Source organism: Helicobacteraceae bacterium (assembly GCA_031258155.1).
Lineage (GTDB): Bacteria > Campylobacterota > Campylobacteria > Campylobacterales > SZUA-545 > JAIRNH01.
Map to the genome: position 1 here is coordinate 1 of JAIRNH010000028.1, position 15490 is coordinate 15490.

15 protein-coding genes are annotated in these 15490 nt (G+C 52.6%); 7 read left to right on the plus strand and 8 right to left on the minus strand.

Translation table 11 applies throughout. The features are described from left to right. A partial coding sequence (locus LBF86_04020) for a flagellar hook-length control protein FliK (protein ID MDR0664671.1) occupies positions 1 to 958 on the plus strand: 958 nt, incomplete at its 5' end. Positions 959 to 1801: 843 nt separating this feature from the next. On the opposite strand, the gene mreC is transcribed toward LBF86_04020, so the two are convergent. The 5 genes from mreC to fabZ are packed head-to-tail and all read right to left on the minus strand — an operon-like array spanning position 1802 to position 6094. Next, on the minus strand, positions 1802 to 2563 hold the full coding sequence (mreC, locus tag LBF86_04025; GenBank protein MDR0664672.1) for a rod shape-determining protein MreC: 762 nt from the start codon (positions 2561 to 2563) through the stop codon (positions 1802 to 1804). Positions 2564 to 2566: 3 nt separating this feature from the next. Next, positions 2567 to 3604 (minus strand): rod shape-determining protein, encoded by a 1038-nt coding sequence (locus LBF86_04030; protein ID MDR0664673.1) that lies wholly within the window; start codon positions 3602 to 3604, stop codon positions 2567 to 2569. A 9-nt stretch (positions 3605 to 3613) separates the two neighbouring features. Then, positions 3614 to 4840 carry an ATP-dependent Clp protease ATP-binding subunit ClpX gene (gene clpX / locus LBF86_04035; protein MDR0664674.1) on the minus strand — a complete coding sequence of 409 codons (1227 nt, stop codon included), beginning with the start codon at positions 4838 to 4840 and terminating at the stop codon, positions 3614 to 3616. After that, on the minus strand, positions 4841 to 5638 hold the full coding sequence (gene lpxA, locus LBF86_04040; protein MDR0664675.1) for an acyl-ACP--UDP-N-acetylglucosamine O-acyltransferase: 798 nt from the start codon (positions 5636 to 5638) through the stop codon (positions 4841 to 4843). Next, positions 5639 to 6094, minus strand: a complete 456-nt coding sequence (gene fabZ, locus LBF86_04045; protein MDR0664676.1) for a 3-hydroxyacyl-ACP dehydratase FabZ — start codon at positions 6092 to 6094, stop codon at positions 5639 to 5641. A gap of 332 nt (positions 6095 to 6426) precedes the next feature. Between fabZ and LBF86_04050 the strand changes: the two genes are divergently transcribed. From LBF86_04050 to LBF86_04060, 3 genes are all read left to right on the plus strand, one after another. After that, the gene (locus LBF86_04050) at positions 6427 to 6915 is read left to right on the plus strand and encodes a hypothetical protein (protein MDR0664677.1); all 489 of its coding nucleotides are present in this window, start codon (positions 6427 to 6429) and stop codon (positions 6913 to 6915) included. A 533-nt stretch (positions 6916 to 7448) separates the two neighbouring features. Then, positions 7449 to 7895, plus strand: a complete 447-nt coding sequence (locus LBF86_04055; GenBank protein ID MDR0664678.1) for a Spy/CpxP family protein refolding chaperone — start codon at positions 7449 to 7451, stop codon at positions 7893 to 7895. Positions 7896 to 7985: 90 nt separating this feature from the next. Continuing rightward, positions 7986 to 8519 carry a YceI family protein gene (locus LBF86_04060; protein ID MDR0664679.1) on the plus strand — a complete coding sequence of 178 codons (534 nt, stop codon included), beginning with the start codon at positions 7986 to 7988 and terminating at the stop codon, positions 8517 to 8519. 33 nt (positions 8520 to 8552) lie between these two features. Here LBF86_04060 and LBF86_04065 read toward each other — a convergent pair whose 3' ends face one another. The 3 genes from LBF86_04065 to LBF86_04075 are packed head-to-tail and all read right to left on the minus strand — an operon-like array spanning position 8553 to position 11360. Beyond that, complete coding sequence (locus LBF86_04065; protein ID MDR0664680.1) at positions 8553 to 9236, minus strand: hypothetical protein; 684 nt, start codon at positions 9234 to 9236, stop codon at positions 8553 to 8555. After that, positions 9229 to 10428, minus strand: coding sequence for an ATP-dependent Clp protease ATP-binding subunit ClpX (gene clpX, locus LBF86_04070; GenBank protein ID MDR0664681.1), 1200 nt, complete (start codon positions 10426 to 10428; stop codon positions 9229 to 9231). Before clpX (LBF86_04070) ends, LBF86_04065 begins: the two co-directional genes overlap by 8 nt. Then, positions 10425 to 11360 (minus strand): SIR2 family protein, encoded by a 936-nt coding sequence (locus LBF86_04075; protein MDR0664682.1) that lies wholly within the window; start codon positions 11358 to 11360, stop codon positions 10425 to 10427. The genes clpX (LBF86_04070) and LBF86_04075 overlap by 4 nt, the downstream gene beginning before the upstream one ends. A 109-nt stretch (positions 11361 to 11469) precedes the next feature. Here LBF86_04075 and nifB point away from each other — a divergent pair, with 109 nt between their 5' ends. The 3 genes from nifB to LBF86_04090 are packed head-to-tail and all read left to right on the plus strand — an operon-like array spanning position 11470 to position 14767. Beyond that, positions 11470 to 12843, plus strand: coding sequence for a nitrogenase cofactor biosynthesis protein NifB (gene nifB, locus LBF86_04080; protein MDR0664683.1), 1374 nt, complete (start codon positions 11470 to 11472; stop codon positions 12841 to 12843). Beyond that, a complete protein-coding gene (locus LBF86_04085) occupies positions 12840 to 13949 on the plus strand; it encodes a homocitrate synthase (protein MDR0664684.1) in 1110 nt (369 codons plus the stop codon). The genes nifB and LBF86_04085 overlap by 4 nt, the downstream gene beginning before the upstream one ends. Then, positions 13931 to 14767 (plus strand): GNAT family N-acetyltransferase, encoded by an 837-nt coding sequence (locus LBF86_04090; GenBank protein MDR0664685.1) that lies wholly within the window; start codon positions 13931 to 13933, stop codon positions 14765 to 14767. The genes LBF86_04085 and LBF86_04090 overlap by 19 nt, the downstream gene beginning before the upstream one ends. Positions 14768 to 15490 lie beyond the last annotated feature (723 nt).

Here is a 15490-nt window from a genome sequence, read left to right on the forward strand (position 1 = left end):
TGAAACAAACGCGAAAACGCCCGTAGAACCCGCGACGGATCAAAAGATCGAAAACAAGCCGACAATAAGCGTAATAAACGAGAAAACGGCTAATCAAACGATAAAGACGGCGCAGGCGCAAAACGCTAAAGCGCAAGCGGCAATAACGGGAGGCGAACTTGAAACGGCGCGTCCTAACGACGACGCTCAAAAACCGACCGCGCCGCCGCGTCCGTTTAGCGCTTTATTTGAAAACTCGCGCGACGGCGTTTTGGCAGCGCTAGAGCAAAACGCGCGCGAAAATCAAAAAAGTAAAACGCCGCGCCGATCCAACGAAAGATCGACCGAAAACGACGAAAGCAAAGCGATTGCGCCCGATCGCCTCGCCGACGCGTTACGCGCTAAAACGGCGCTCCATTCGCAATCCAACGCCGTTTTCGCAAGCGCGTCCGCGTTTGGCTCTCCGCCGCAAACCGCCGTAGCGGCGAGCTTTGACGGTTTATCGGCGCTTGAAACGGCGGCGAACGCGACAAGCGAGGAGGAGGCGGCGCAAGACGACGTTCAAACGTTAGCGCGACAAGACCCGATAAAAACGCTTGAGTTTAAGATTGGCGCGGCGCGATCGGCGGCTCGTTATTTCGCTTCGCGCCTAAGCGAAGCGGCGGCAAACTACAAGCCGCCGATTACGCGCGTGTCGATTGAAATGAGTCCGAAAGAGCTTGGGCTAGTAGAGGTTACGCTTATAAAACGCGGCGATCGGCTGATCGTTTCGGCGCAAAGCTCCGCGCAGACGATCGCGCTATTGACCGCGCATAGCGCCGATCTTCGCCAGAACCTCGCGCATAGCGGATACGATCAGGTTCAACTACGATATTACGAGCGTCAAGGCGATCAAAGCGGCGAGGATCGGCGAGAGAAAGAGCGCAAGCAACGCGAAAGAGAAAAGAACGCCGAAGATATAGAGAACGTCGTTATATAAAGTTTACGCGAAAGGTCGGCGAGAGAGAAAGCGCAAGTAGCGCGAAAAAGAAAAGATCTCCAATATATTGAAACGTCGTATATAAAGTTTACGCGGGGTTACGCTTATAAAACGCGGCGAAATAATCGCGCTATGTGTAATCCCCCCTCCCGTCATTCCCGCGCGGAGCGTATAGAAACGCAAGCGTTTCGTGGTCGCGCAGCAAAACGGGTATCCATAAAAAAGGTTAAAAAGCAACGCGCTTATATTATGATTGTTTAATAAAGATGGGTTCCCGTTTTCCTACGCGCCTTGCGCTCCTACCAAAGCGGGAGCTTCGCGGGAATGACAACGCGCGTTATACCGTATCTTTCTCGCCAATACCCGCTTTAGCTGGAATATAGATACACAAGCGTAAACGCTTAGGCGGCGATAGTCGTTATTCTCGCGATTTAACGCGTTTACGACTAGAATGTATTGCGTTTAAAATTGCAACGATCGGCGAAAAACGCGGGCGCCGAATAATGTTAATCGATGGATAATAAAAACCTCGTCCTTTGCTATTTTAATAAAGAATCGCGGAACAACAAACGGCGATCTTGCCCATAAATCGGGGCTTTGCAACGGCAACGGTTTTTTCGATTCTTGAGGCAAACGACGGGTAACCTGTTATAGACAACGGCGCTTGCGATCCTCAAAAACTTTAAGAATATACCCCTTATATTCATAAATAAACTTTGGGCTTTTGCGGGGGGGGGGGGGGGCTTTACGTGTGAACCTGAAATAAACCGAATCTATCTGAAAAGTATTAGTTAAATAACTAAGATTAAATTAAAAACGTCGCGTTTTTTCGATCAAAAGCGCTTAGTCCGAAGATTCCACTATATAAAAGTAATCGGGATTGAAGGCGGTATAGTATGGCTTTATAATCGCCTCGATATAGGCGTTTAGGCGATTTACTCTCGTTACTCTGCCCACTTTCACGCCCGCGAAAAATATGCCGTCTAAGCCGTTGGTAACCACCTCGTCGCCCTCTTTCACGTTCATCCACGCGGGTATATAGCGAACGATCATCTCTTGATCGGATCTGCCCATCGCTATGCCGGGCGTTTTTTCTTCTCCGATATAGACCGAATAGGAGCACTCCATATCGCCGTTAAGCAGCGCTTTAGCGTAACCGCCGATTGAATCCACAACGATTCCCGCCGCTTCGTTGTTGTAGATTAAGCCTTTAACCTCCGTCGGTTTCAGATCGCCGTAGTCGATTATGATTTTGCGCATATCGGGTAGCTCCGCGTAACTTAGAGCGCGAACCACTCTGACGCGAAATTTGGGCGGCGTTTCATAACCTTTGAGCTTGGATAAATTGACTATTTCCGCCGCGAACGCGTTTAAAACGACCTGATCCTCTTTTAGCCGTTTGTTTTCCTCTCGCAAACGCTCGATCGACTCGACTTGCTCAAAATGCGAGCTAAACCACTCGTCGCAACGTTGCGCCGCCGAGAGATAATACGATTTTACGGCGGAGGTGAATTCGATAAACAAGGTTCCGCTCGTAACGCTAAACTTAACCGCCAGCGCGGCGATCAATATCGCCGCGACGATTAGTAAAGTGAGCTTTGGCATATCTTACGAGTCGTAGGCTATCTGCTGTAAAAAGTCGATCTCTTCCAACACGCGCCCAGCGCCTTTGGCGACCGCCAAAAGCGGGTCTTCGGCGACATATACGGGCAATCTCGTAGCTTCGGATAAAAACTTGTCGATCCCTTTTAATAGCGCGCCGCCGCCGGCAAGAATAATGCCGTTTTCCACAATATCGCCCGCAAGATCGGGCGGCGTTACCTCAAGCACGTCTTTGAGCGCGTCTAAAATATCTTTAAGCGTGTCTTGCAGAGCCTCCCTAGCGTCGTCGCTCGTAAACTCTATGCCCGCCAATAACCCCGTGATCTGATCGCGCCCTTTGACAAACATTGAAAGTTGCTCTCTTGGCGCTACGGCGTTGCCGATTTCTATTTTAATCTCCTCCGCGACGCGCTCGCCTACCAATAGATTGTGCTTACGCTTGATGTAATCGATGATAGCCGTATCGAGCTTATCGCCCGCAACGCGAATCGATTTGCTGATCACGAGACCGCCTAGCGAAACCACGCCGATCTCGGTAGTGCCGCCGCCAATATCCACCACCAGCGAACCGCGCGGCTCTTTCACCGGCAATCCCGCGCCGATCGCCGCCGCCATCGGCTCTTCGATCAGATAGACCTCGCGCGCGCCCGCGCTCATAGCGGACTCTTTGATCGCTTTTCGCTCCACCTGCGTTACGCCGTAGGGAACGCCCACTATTATGCGAGGACGAACGAAGGTCTTGCGCCTATGCACCTTCTCTATAAAGTAGCGAATCATTCGCTCGGTCATCTCAAAATCGGCGATCACGCCGTCTCTCATCGGACGAATTGCCACGATATTGCCGGGCGTTTTGCCCACCATCTCCTTAGCCTCGTGTCCGACGGCTAGAATACGGTTGCGCCCCGAAGAATCGCGCTGGATAGCCACGACGCTTGGCTCGTTGATCGCGATCCCTTGCCCGCGAACAATCACGACGGTGTTAGCCGTGCCTAAATCGATTGCTATATCGCTTGAGAATAGCCCGATAAGCTTGTCAAAAAACATAATTTTCCTTTAGGCGCTTTTCTTTTCCCGCGCCGGTTTAATATACAGGGGTTTTTCCTGACTTTGCACGCAACCCGCGTTGACGATCACTTCGTAGCCCTCTAGCTCCGGAAGTTCATACATGCTTTCGCAGGTAACTTTCTCTAGGATCGATCTTAATCCGCGCGCGCCTGTTTTACGCTTAATCGCCTGTCTCGCTATAGCGCGAACGGCGTCCTCTTCAAAGGTGAGTTTCACCCCGTCGATGGCGAAGAGCTTCCTATACTGTTTCAAAAGCGCGTTTTTCGGCTCGGTCATAACGCGCATCAAATCGTCTTCTTCCAGCTCTTTTAGCGTCGTAATAACGTGAAGCCGCCCGATAAGTTCCGGAATTAAGCCGTAATGCACAAGATCGTCCGGCTCCGTTTCGCCAATCAGCGATTGCGCGTCTCTTGCCACCGCGTCTTTTGAACGCGCAAATCCTAGCGAATTTTTGCCTAATCTGCGCGATATAATCTCCTCTAATCCGTCAAAAGCGCCGCCGCACACAAACAGGATATTGGTGGTGTCCATCTGAACGTAATCTTGTTGCGGGTGTTTGCGTCCGCCGCGCGAAGTTACGTTTACCTGCGCGCCCTCGACGATTTTTAATAGCGCTTGCTGAACCCCTTCGCCGCTAACGTCGCGGGTAATCGATCTGTTTTCGCCAAGCCGCGCGATTTTATCGATCTCGTCGATAAAAACTATGCCGCGTTCCGCTTTTTTTAGATCGCCGCCGGCGTTTTGCAACAGTTTCGTCAGAATGTTCTCCACATCCTCGCCCACGTAGCCCGCTTCGGTCAAACTTGTCGCGTCGGCTATCGCGATCGGCACGTTGAGATAACGCGCCAACGTCTGCGCCATAAGCGTCTTGCCGCTACCCGTCGGACCGATTAACAGCACGTTGGATTTAGATATTTCACTCTCGTCCTCGATCTCGTGCTGGCGGAATATGCGTTTATAGTGGTTATATACCGCGATCGCGAAGGTTTTTTTCGCCTCCTCCTGCCCTATCACATAGCCGTCTAAAATCTCTTTAAGAGCCTTTGGGCTGAACTCGGCAATATCCATCGCCTTGATTTTCGCCAGCTCGCCGTCGCTCAAAATACGATACGCGCTTGTAACGCAGGTTTTACATATTTTTGCGGAACTGCCCGTTAAAATCGGGTTTTCCTCCGTTTCGCTCGCGCCGCAAAAATCGCATATTTTCATCGTCATTTATATTTCCTCTTCTTGGGCGTCGGCTCGCGGAACGCCGCGTTTGCTCGACGCGATAAATTCGCAAAACAATCTAGCCTCGTCGCTTAGCTCGCCTCGCGCAAGCGCGTTTTGCGCCGCCGTCTTGGGAGATATGCGCGCTCTGAACGTCTCTTTGTATATCGGCTTTAGCGCGTCGATTATTTCGCGCGAAAAATGCCTGCGAAGCCCCGTCAAATTCAGCGCTTTAATTTTAGCGCGATTGCCTTCCGCCAACGTAAACGGCGGAATATCTTGACTTACCGCGCTCGCGCCGGCGACCATAGCGTATGCGCCTATGCGCGTAAATTGGTGCGCCGCGCTCATGCCGCCGATCACGGCGTAATCGCCGATCTCCACGTGCCCCGCGAGAGCTACGAAGTTGGCGATGATGCAACCGTTTCCGATCTTATTATCATGCGCGACGTGAACGTGTCCCATTAAAAGACAGTCGTTCTCGATTCGCGTCACGCCGCCGCCGCCCGCCGTGCCTATGTTGATCTGGCAAAACTCTCTGATCGTTACGCGATCGCCGATAATCAAACTTGTCGGCTCGCCGCTATATTTCAAATCCTGCGGCGGCGTTCCTATCGAAACAAGCGGGGAGATTTTGCAGTTTGCGCCGATCGCGGTTTTCCCCTCTATGTGCGTCCCGTGTCCGATCGCGGTTTTTTCGCCGATTTTGACCTCTTTGCCGATAAAGGCGTAAGCGCCTATAACGGCGGTTTCGGCGACTAACGCGCCCTCTTCGATTATAGCGGTTGGGTGAATGTTTGGCATCTATTGTTTTTCTTTATCTACTACCATCGCTTTTAATTCCGCTTCGCAGGCAAGCTCGCCGTCAACAAACGCTTTAGCGCCTAAAACCCACACCGAACCTTTTTGTTTGACGACGCCGACTTTATAATCGAGCCTGTCGCCCGGACGGATCGGTTTTCTGAATTTGGCGTAATCTATGCTCATAAAATAAACCACTTTGTTTTTTGCCGACTCCTCGCTCATATCGCCCGTATAAAAAGCCAATACCGCGCCGGCTTGCGCCATACCTTCGATGATCATAACGCCCGGATAAATTGGGTGTCCGGGAAAATGACCTTGGAAAACCGGCTCGCTGATAGAGATATTTTTATAGGCTTCAACATATTCGCCCGCCTTTACTTCGGTAACGCGATCTACCAATAAGAAAGGCACTCGGTGCGGCAAAATTTTCTGAATTTGAGTTACGTCCAGCGTCATCGGCTACCCCTTTTGTCGGATACAATCGCGGGTATTTTACTTTAGCGGCGCTAAAACGCCGCCTTTTAATCGAGAGCGTATCGCGAGGAAGTCGCTCCGCCGCGCCTTCGCGGCGTTTGATCGCGCCTTTGGGCAAAGCGGCGCGTTTTAGCGCGATCGTTGCGCGAGAAAATTATGAAAAATAAGATTTACGAATAGGACGAAAGACGCTAACGGCGATCGCGGTTTTTAGCAAAAAAAACGGGTTAAATCGCCTAGCCGTAGGCGAATATCATTCAAAAATTCTCGATTTTGACGATAGCTTATGAAGTCGTAAAGTAAAGGATACCACTATGCCGTTCAAAAGAACTATCGTTTTTCTGATCTTGTCCGCGAGCGCCGCTATAGCTTCCGCCGAAGTCGCGGCGAATGAAGAGGAGGAGGCGATCGCGCCCCAATACGCCGAAGCCGAAAAGGCGAGCGAACCTATCATCCTCAACGCGCCCACGTTGAAACCCACGAATATAATAACTATCCGCGCGATCGGCATGGGCGTAGCCAAAGAGGGCGTTTCTAGCCGCGCGCAAGAGATGGCGCTGGCAAAACGCGCCGCTATTTTGGACGGCTATCGTCAGCTTGGCGAAAAATTGCACGGCATCAAAATTAACGGTCGCGACACCGTAAAAGACGCTACGTTAATTCGATCGGAGATTCGCGCCGAAGTTCATAGCGTTATTCGCGGCGCGGAGGTTTTGGAGACTATTTGGGATAAAGGCTTGTGCCAAGTAGAGATGGAAGTTAAAATCGACGGGCGCAGGTGGTATAAGAGACTCGCGCGTTAAAATCTAGCGTCGGTCCAAAACTCATACGCGCTAACGCCGCCGTAAGGGCGCAAAAACTTAAGCGGCTTTCGGAGTCAGATCAAACGCGCGCAATAGTAGCTTACGGAGAAAAGCGAAGCGCGGCAAGGCGAGCGTGAAATAGACCCCGTCCTTTTCCACGCTTACGCTCGCAAACGAACGGGCGTTTCGCGTGAATGACGGGGGCGCCGATCAAAAGTTGTCGGTTATTCCCGAAAGCTAACATTTGTTCTTTCGCTCCTTTGTTCCTAAAAACGCGCCATTTGCCATCTCCGCCATACTCGCGAAAACGGGCGTCCATCTTTAATGATCGCTGTTATGGATTCCCGCCTTCGATTACGAAGCGCTCGCGCTTGCCCCGCGCGGGAATGACGGCATACGCTTCTCCCGTTATTGAAAGCGGCTATTACGCGCGCCAAAAGCCGCTTTGTTTTTGCGTCCTTACAGCCCCTTCACGCAAACATCACAGCCTAGTCGGCATAGTAACGACCGAATTTATTTAAAGGAGCGCGTATATGAAACGCAGTTTTATTACCGCCGCTATTTTGGCGGCTCTTAGCGTTACGAGTTTAACCGCGTCCGACGAGCATCGTCGAGGATACGAGGGTCTTGGCGGCGCTTTTAAGTCGATCGATCTAAGCGACGAGCAAAAAGAGAAACTGAAAGCTCTTAGAACAAATAGGGCTAACGCTTTCAAGAACGCCGAAAGGACGGAGGTTAAAACGGACTTCGCCGCCGTTTTCAAAGCCGATAGCTTTGATCGCTCGGCGTTTGTCGCCGCCGCGAGCGCTCGCGCGAGCGCGGATATAGAGAGGCGCGCCGATCTGCTAGCGGAGATTCACGCGATTTTATCGCCCGAACAGAGAGAGGCTTTCGCGAAACGTCTTGAAAAAACGGCGATAGGCGATCGGGGCGGTTTTGGCGCTTGCGGGAACAAACCGCGCGGCGACGATAAAAGGTAGCGATCAAACGTCGCCTCGCGTTTAAGCGTCGGCGAAGTTAAAGTTTGGTAAAAATAAGATTGCGAGAAAAAACTAATCTAAGGAGTTAAGATGAAGCTGATACAAACGTTATTAGCGATAGGATTGGCGGCGGGTTCTCTTTTCGCGGCGGACTACGCTTTCACGCCGACGAGAGGGAAGGTCGCTTTCAGCGTCAATCACCGTCTTTTAGGCGTGGTGGACGGTAGGTTCGACAAGTTTGAGGGAACGATTAGAATCGAGGCAAGTTCGGTTAAGGCGCTAAACGGCGCCATAGAAACGGCGTCGATTAACACGGACAACGTCAAGCGCGACGAGCATTTAAGGAACGACGACTTTTTCGACGAGCCTAATTTTCCAAAGATCACGTTCGCTTCCAAATCGGCAAGCGGCTCTACAATCACGGGCGATCTGACCATACGCGGGATAACTAAGCCGGTAACGCTAACGATCAAGCGCGATCTTGAAAGCGGCAGAACAGCCGACATATACACGCTAAGCGCTCAGATCAAGCGTAGCGATTTTAAGATCGGCGATACGATAACGACCAACGCGCAGATCGGCGACGACGTAGTTATCAAACTAACGATCAGACCCGCCATTTAAGCGCCAAGCCGCCCCGCGTTCGCGCGCGGGACGTCAATTAACGGGAATGCTCAAAATAATCTCGTCGGGCGATAACTTGACGGAAGCCGAAAGCGCTTTTGCCAACTCTTCTATCTGTCTATCGAACATCTCTTTGCGTTTCGCGCCGACGATAATTAGCTTGATAGGCGATTGTTCGCGCCGCGCGCGTTTGTCGCCGCCGCGCGAAACGCGAAGCGCGACCGTAAGCGGCTCGTCGCTTGCGCCAAAACTTAACAAGGCTTTGCCTATCAGCTTGGAAAGCCCGTTTTGGCTCGCGCCGACAGACGGCAAAGCGCGATCGTAAGCCGTTCTTACCTCGATTTTGCTTTTGCCGCGAAAAACGGCGATATTCGCGTCTATTATGGCGCGAAGATTGTCCGGCGCTATCTTTGCGCCGTCGATTTTTGAAACGGCGACAGGCGCTTGATAGAGCCTCAAGCCGATTAAGCCGTTTTCTCTAGCGGACATCAAGCCGTAGAAGCCAAACGAATGAAAGCCGATCGGCTCAAAACGTATTTCAAAAGCGCCGTTAGAGGCGGCGTAGCGCTCGGCAAGCGCGAAGAAAACGTTCGGATTGGCGTAGCCAAGCAACAATTCGGCGGATTGGTTTAAGTATAGCGCCTTGCCCCGCGAATCGAAAAGAAAAAACGGATTCAGATCCCGCTCCATAACGCCGAAAAAAAGCGAGTTATCCATTGGATTTCTCTCTTTTTTTCTCAAGATACGGCTCGCTTTTGCCCTCTATAAACTCTCGCGTAATAACGACGCGATTAACTTTGGAACCGGGCAGATCGAAAAGCAGTCTGGTCGTCTTTTCTTCCAATACGCCGCGCAATCCGCGCGCTCCGGTCTCGCGCTTTTTCGCGAGTTCGGCTATCGCGCGCAAAGCCTCCTCCTCGAAAACAATATCCACGCCGTCAAGTTCGAACATCGTTTCGTATTGGCGGATAATCGCGTTTTTAGGCTCGGTTAAAATCCGCGCAAGATCCTCGTCGCTAGGCTCGTCTAACTCGGCGATAATCGGAAATCTGCCGACAAATTCCGGAATCATTCCGTATTTCACCAGATCTTTGGGCGCGATTTTGCCTTTGTCCTCTTTGTCGTTTGATCGTCCAAAACCCATAACGCGCCCGCTTTTGGCGCGATCGCGCAGACCTACAAACGCGCCTCCCGCTATGAACAGCACGTGCGTCGTGTCGAACAAAACGGTTTCCGCGCCCGCGTTTTTGCGGCTGCCTTTGATCGGCGCGTAAACCTTCGCGCCTTCCAGAATTTTAAGCAACCCTTGTTGCACGCCTTCGCCGCTAACGTCGCGCCCGATTACCGCGCTTTCGCCTTTTTTGGCTATCTTGTCGATCTCGTCGATATACACAATCCCCTTTTGCGCGATCTCCGTATCGAAATTCGCGGCGGCAAGCAGGCGAGAAAGCACGCTCTCCACGTCCTCTCCCACATACCCCGCTTCCGTCAGCGCGGCGGCGTCCGCCATCGCGAACGGCACGTTCATCGCCCGCGCCAACGTTTTAGCCAATAGCGTTTTGCCGCTGCCGCTAGGACCTACGAGCAATATATTTGATTTTTCCAACTCCACGCCGCGAACCATAGGTTTATCGACGCGCTTGTAGTGGTTATAGAGCGCGACGCTTAAAATCCGCTTCGCGTCCGTTTGCCCGATCACGTAGGAATCCAAAAAAGAGGCGATTTCTTTCGGCTTGGCTAAGCCGCGCGTAAAGCCTAGCCCCTCGTTAAGCCGTTCCTCCTTTTCGATCGCCGCGGCGCACAGCGCGACGCAGTTATCGCAGATAGCCGCGCCTTCCACGACGAACAGCTTTCCGACCCGATCTCTTTTTTTGCCGCAGAAACTGCACCGCGCTTCAAAATTATTCATGAGACAAAGGCTTTCAGATCGACGTTGATAAGTTCGATATTATGCCGCTGTAAAAATCTTCTTTCGGCTCGGCTCGGCGGTTTTTCGGTTATATGCCACCCGCCGCCGCAGTTTTCGCCGCCGATTATTTCGCTCGCTACCATGCGATCGGTGTCGCGTTCAAAATTGCAACCCATAAAAAGCCATTTTATGTTTGATCTGCTCTGTTTAAACGCGCTCGGCGCCGCCATGCCCGCTATCGCCTCGGTCAGCCAATCCACAAAGTCCGCGTCGCTTAAAATCAGGCTCAATCTAGGCTCTAAAACGCCCAGCGGTTTAAAAAGAAGCGGTTTGTCCATAGCCACCTCGTCGGGGGCGATCTTTTTGTAGCCTTCGGCGCTTTTCGTAAACGCCTCGAAACGCGGTTGATCGCCGGCTATCCTAGCTACGCCGTAAACCAGCGTAAAATCGTCTTTAAGCGCCGTCTGCAAAGCCGCGTCGCGGTTGGTATCGACGATAACGCGAGGATTCAAGCGCGCGATTTTTTTGTGAATATCTAGCGGCTCGAAGCCGTTTTTGTAGATATTCGCAAAGAGCGTTTCAAGCGCCTTGCGCCCCTTGCGCTGTTCGATCGCCATCGCCGCGCGCGAATACTCCAGCATAAGCCTCGGCGACATAGCGCGGGAGTCGTTAAGCGCCAATATGATCTCGTCGCTCGAACTTGGCAGCTTAACGCCCTTAGAATCGACGGCGTTTTTGAAAATATCCAGCCCTAAATAGAAGGCGATTTTGCCCGCCTCAACGCCGCTTATAAAATCCGCCAGTTTCGGCGGCGCACTCTCGCTAGGATTATCCTCGTCGCGGCGAAGCGCGTTCGTCTTCGCTCTCTCAAAACGCCGCGTTTCGCCGTCGCTCGCGCTTTTGTTGGGCGCGACGAACTCTATGTTTTTCATGCTTTGATGATAATCTTTTCTCGCGAGAATTAGTGATTAAAAATTAGCCATAAACCTGCGCCTGAATTATGCGAAAATAGCGTTAATACGCTTTTTATAAAGGTTTCAAATGTATGCGGAAGCGATGGAAAGAATACGCAATCACCCGTGTTATAGCGAAGGCGCGCACAAAAATTACGCCCGTATTCATCTGCCTGTGGCGAGCGCCTGTAACATTCAATGCAACTATTGCAACCGTAAATACGACTGCTCCAACGAATCAAGACCCGGCGTTACCTCCGCAAAACTTACGCCGATCGAGGCGATCAAGAAGGTATTGTATGTCGGGAGCAAAATAAAAAATCTCTCCGTCGTCGGCATAGCGGGACCCGGAGACGCGCTCGCCAATCCAAAGCAAACCTTTGAAACCTTGAGACTTGTAAAAGCGCACGCGCCCGATCTAAAGCTGTGCGTCTCGACGAACGGGTTGCGCCTCGCGGAGTTTGCCGACGAGCTAACCGCGATCGGAGTCGATCATATAACCGTAACAATTAACGCGGTCGATCCCGCGATCGGCGCGAAAATCTATCCGTGGGTTTACGATTCGCGGACAAAACGCCGTTTGAAAGGGATCGAAGGCGCGGAGCTTTTGCTTGAAAGACAGCTAGAGGGAATAAAAAAAGCCGTTTTTAACGGAGCGTTAATCAAAGCCAATAGCGTGCTAATACCCGCGATCAACGAAGATTGTCTGAGCGCCGTCGCCGCCAAGCTAAAAGGGCTGGGCGTTTTTCTCCATAACGTTATGCCGCTGCTTAGCGAGCCTCGTTTTGGAACGCGATACGCTTTGGACGGCGTTGCGAGCGCCACGTTGGCGCAGGTTCAAAAGGCGCGCGAAGCGTGCGGTTTAAGCGTGGCGCAAATGGCGCATTGTCGTCAGTGCAGAGCGGACGCGACGGGGCTGCTCGACAAAGACAAAAGCGCGGAGTTCGGCTTTGGCGCCTACGCGCTTAAAACGATCGACGAGCTTAAAACGGAGTATTTACGGGCGAACCGCGCCGAGCGCTGGACGGCGATCGAGAACTTTCGCAAACACATGGATAGGGCGAGCGACGATATTCGCGCTTTAAGCTCGGAGAATAAAACGACGCTGATCGCCGTAACAAGTCAAAGCGGAGAAACAATCGATCTGCATTTCGGATCGTGCGCTCGCTTTGATATTTACGAGGTCGGCGATCGCGGCTATAAACTTTATTCCAAACGAAACGTCGCCAGTTATTGCAGCGGAGAGGATAGTTGCGGCGACGGTCCTATCGACGGAATAAAAAAGGCGCTCGAAGGGGTGAAGTTGTTGCTAACGGCTAAAATTGGGCGTTGCCCTAACGAGGCGCTTAAATCGGTTGGTTTGCAAACGAGCGAAAAATACGCGGATATGGCGGTAAAAGAGGCGCTGGTGTCAGCCGCCCGCGAGTATTTCGGCGTAGGCGACAAGGAGGTCGAAGCGTGATTATCAACGACGCCACTTTGCGCGACGGAGAGCAAGCGCCGTTTGTCGTCTTTTCGCGAGCCGACAAGATCAAGATCGCCTCCTTGCTTGTTAAAGCCGGCGCGGACGAGCTGGAGATCGGCGTTCCGGCTATGGGCAAAGCCGAACGCGCCGATATAAAAGAGCTACTGGCGTTAGGTCTGCCGCGCAGAATGATAAGCTGGAATCGCGCCGCGCGAGCGGATTTGGACGCTTCGCTAGAGTGCGGCGTTAAAGCCGTCAATATCAGCGTTCCGTTAAGCGATCTGCTTATTTCGCTCAAGTTTAACGCCGATCGAGATAGGCTTTTTAAGGCGTTGGAAGAGACGGTTTCGCTCGCCAAAAAAGAGGGGCTGTTTGTGTCCGTCGGCGGCGAGGACGGATCGCGCGCGAACGCGGTTTTTCTGAAAGAGGTCGTCGCGTTTAGCCGCGATTTAGGCGCGGATCGTTTCCGTTTTTGCGATACGGTCGGGATTTTAACGCCGTTAAAATGCGCCGCGATCGTGGGGGAACTTGCCGCTATAATGCCGATAGAAATGCACGCTCATAACGATTTTGGCATGGCTACGGCAAACGCGATCGCCGCTTTTGAGGCGGGGGCGCGGAGCGTCAACACAACCGCGATCGGACTTGGGGAACGCGCGGGTAATTCAGGTTTTGAACAGGTTTTGATGTGTCTGGCGACGCTGTTTGGCGAGCCTCGCGCGATCGACGCGCAGGCGCTAAAAGCGCTGACGAAAAGCGTGGCGAAAGCGGCGAAAATTCGCCTGCCGCGCAATACTCCGATCGTCGGCAAAGCGCTCTTCGCGCACGAAAGCGGCATTCACGCGAACGGCGTTTTGAAAAACAGCGCCGCTTACGAGCCGTTCGCGCCGTCGATTGTGGGCGCAAAGAGAGTTTTCCCGATTGGCAAGCATAGCGGGAGCGCGACGCTGAACTATCATCTAAATAGGCGCGGGATCAAACGAACGCGATCGGAGTTAAACGCGCTGTTGCCGGCGGTGCGCGAGGAGGCGGCGCGCAAACGCGGAGTTTTAAGCGAAAACGAGCTGATAGGTTTGGTAGCGCGTTGCAAATTCGTTGGCTGAACGAACCGGACATATCGACTATCGCGCGCTGGGGCGAAGCCGAAGGGTGGTTGATCGACGAAGGCGAGTTATCGAGGATTCGCTCTAGGTTCTTTTATCTGTGCTTCGGCGCGTTTGAAGACGACTGTTTGCTAGGCGCGATTATGGGCTACGCGCACGAGAAAACCGCGTGGATATGCGATTTTTTAGTCGATAAAGCGCGCCGCCGCGCCGGCGTTGGAACGAGGCTGTTCGAGCATGCTTTGGATTCGATCGCGGCGCAAAAGCCAACGCAAAGATTGTTTGCCGAACCGAATATGGCGGCTTTTTACGAGAGATACGGCTTCAAAGCGGAAGGCTTATGCGGCAGGTTTGTTTTACGCGGCGGCGCGAAAACGCCCCCGCTTAGCGCCGATCGTCTGCGAAAGATGGAGACCAAAGACGCGAACCTCCTACTCAAATACGCAACGGCGGCTTTTGGCGAGGATAGATCGGCGTTTATTAACGAGGATATGACGTTTGCCAGCTCGCTGATACTGGCTTTGCCAAACGGCGCGTTGCATTCGCGTATGATTGGAAAGAGCGTTTTCGCGGGACCGTTTCTTGCGCGCGAAGCGGCTTATAACGACGCGGAAACGTTGCTTCGCGCCTTAGTCGCGATCAGGGGGCAAAAGCCGATCGCCGTCGATCTGCCAATGGAAAATAGCGAGGCGACGCGGATTTTGAACATTTACGGTTTCAAACAAACCGGCGAAACAATCCGAATGTCTAGGGGCAAAAATATACGCGAGCGCGCCGCGATGATATACGGCTACGCTACCGCCGGCAGTCATGGATAATCGCGCGAAAAGGGACAAAACCGCGCGTTTTTGCGCCGATCGCCAAACGTTTCAACCCGCGCGCTCGTTAAAAAACGCGACAAAACTACCAACGGTAAGCAACCGCCGACGACGTTTCAATTCGCGTTACGTCGCCCCTTTCCGTCATACCCGCGCGGGTGTGACGAGAGGTTTGCGTTTGTTTTTATTGGATTCCCGCTTGCTTCCGCGATTACGGGCGGTAAACCGCCCTATCGCTCCGCGCGGGAATGACAAGAATGGTTTTCCGCCTTCCTGCGCGCCTTGCGCTCCCATCAAAGCGGGCGCTTCGTAATCAAAGGCGGGTATCCATCTCTCTCTGTCATACCCGTGAAAACGGGAATCCATAACAACGATCATTAAAGAGATGGATACCCGCTTTCCTCCGCGATTACGGGCGGTAAACCGCCCTATCGCTCCGCGCGGGAATGACGAGAATGTGGATTGCCGCAATCCTGCGCGCCTTGCGCTCCTAGCGAAGCGGGCGTTGCGCGGGAAGGACGAAAGGGCAAGTTGGCGTTGTTACGTCTCCTTACGCGGCGTTATTTTAGTTTTACGATCCAGTAGTCGCCGTCTCCTTGGTTTCCCGTTACATTGCCGTCTGTAGAGCCGCTAGAACCCGCGATAATATAACCGTTGTCATTTGTCTGTTGGATAGAATTAGCGCCGTCGTTATCGCTACCGCCAAGCGATTTTTGCCATTCG

Excerpts from the sequence above, each read along its gene's own strand:
- mreC (MDR0664672.1), bottom strand. The coding sequence starts at position 2,563 with ATGCCAAAGCTCACTTTACTAATCGTCGCGGCGATATTGATCGCCGCG.
- LBF86_04030 (MDR0664673.1), bottom strand. The coding sequence starts at position 3,604 with ATGTTTTTTGACAAGCTTATCGGGCTATTCTCAAGCGATATAGCAATC.
- clpX (MDR0664674.1), bottom strand. The coding sequence starts at position 4,840 with ATGACGATGAAAATATGCGATTTTTGCGGCGCGAGCGAAACGGAGGAA.
- lpxA (MDR0664675.1), bottom strand. The coding sequence starts at position 5,638 with ATGCCAAACATTCACCCAACCGCTATAATCGAAGAGGGCGCGTTAGTC.
- fabZ (MDR0664676.1), bottom strand. The coding sequence starts at position 6,094 with ATGACGCTGGACGTAACTCAAATTCAGAAAATTTTGCCGCACCGAGTG.
- LBF86_04050 (MDR0664677.1), top strand. The coding sequence starts at position 6,427 with ATGCCGTTCAAAAGAACTATCGTTTTTCTGATCTTGTCCGCGAGCGCC.
- LBF86_04055 (MDR0664678.1), top strand. The coding sequence starts at position 7,449 with ATGAAACGCAGTTTTATTACCGCCGCTATTTTGGCGGCTCTTAGCGTT.
- LBF86_04060 (MDR0664679.1), top strand. The coding sequence starts at position 7,986 with ATGAAGCTGATACAAACGTTATTAGCGATAGGATTGGCGGCGGGTTCT.
- LBF86_04065 (MDR0664680.1), bottom strand. The coding sequence starts at position 9,236 with ATGGATAACTCGCTTTTTTTCGGCGTTATGGAGCGGGATCTGAATCCG.
- clpX (MDR0664681.1), bottom strand. The coding sequence starts at position 10,428 with ATGAATAATTTTGAAGCGCGGTGCAGTTTCTGCGGCAAAAAAAGAGAT.
- LBF86_04075 (MDR0664682.1), bottom strand. The coding sequence starts at position 11,360 with ATGAAAAACATAGAGTTCGTCGCGCCCAACAAAAGCGCGAGCGACGGC.
- nifB (MDR0664683.1), top strand. The coding sequence starts at position 11,470 with ATGTATGCGGAAGCGATGGAAAGAATACGCAATCACCCGTGTTATAGC.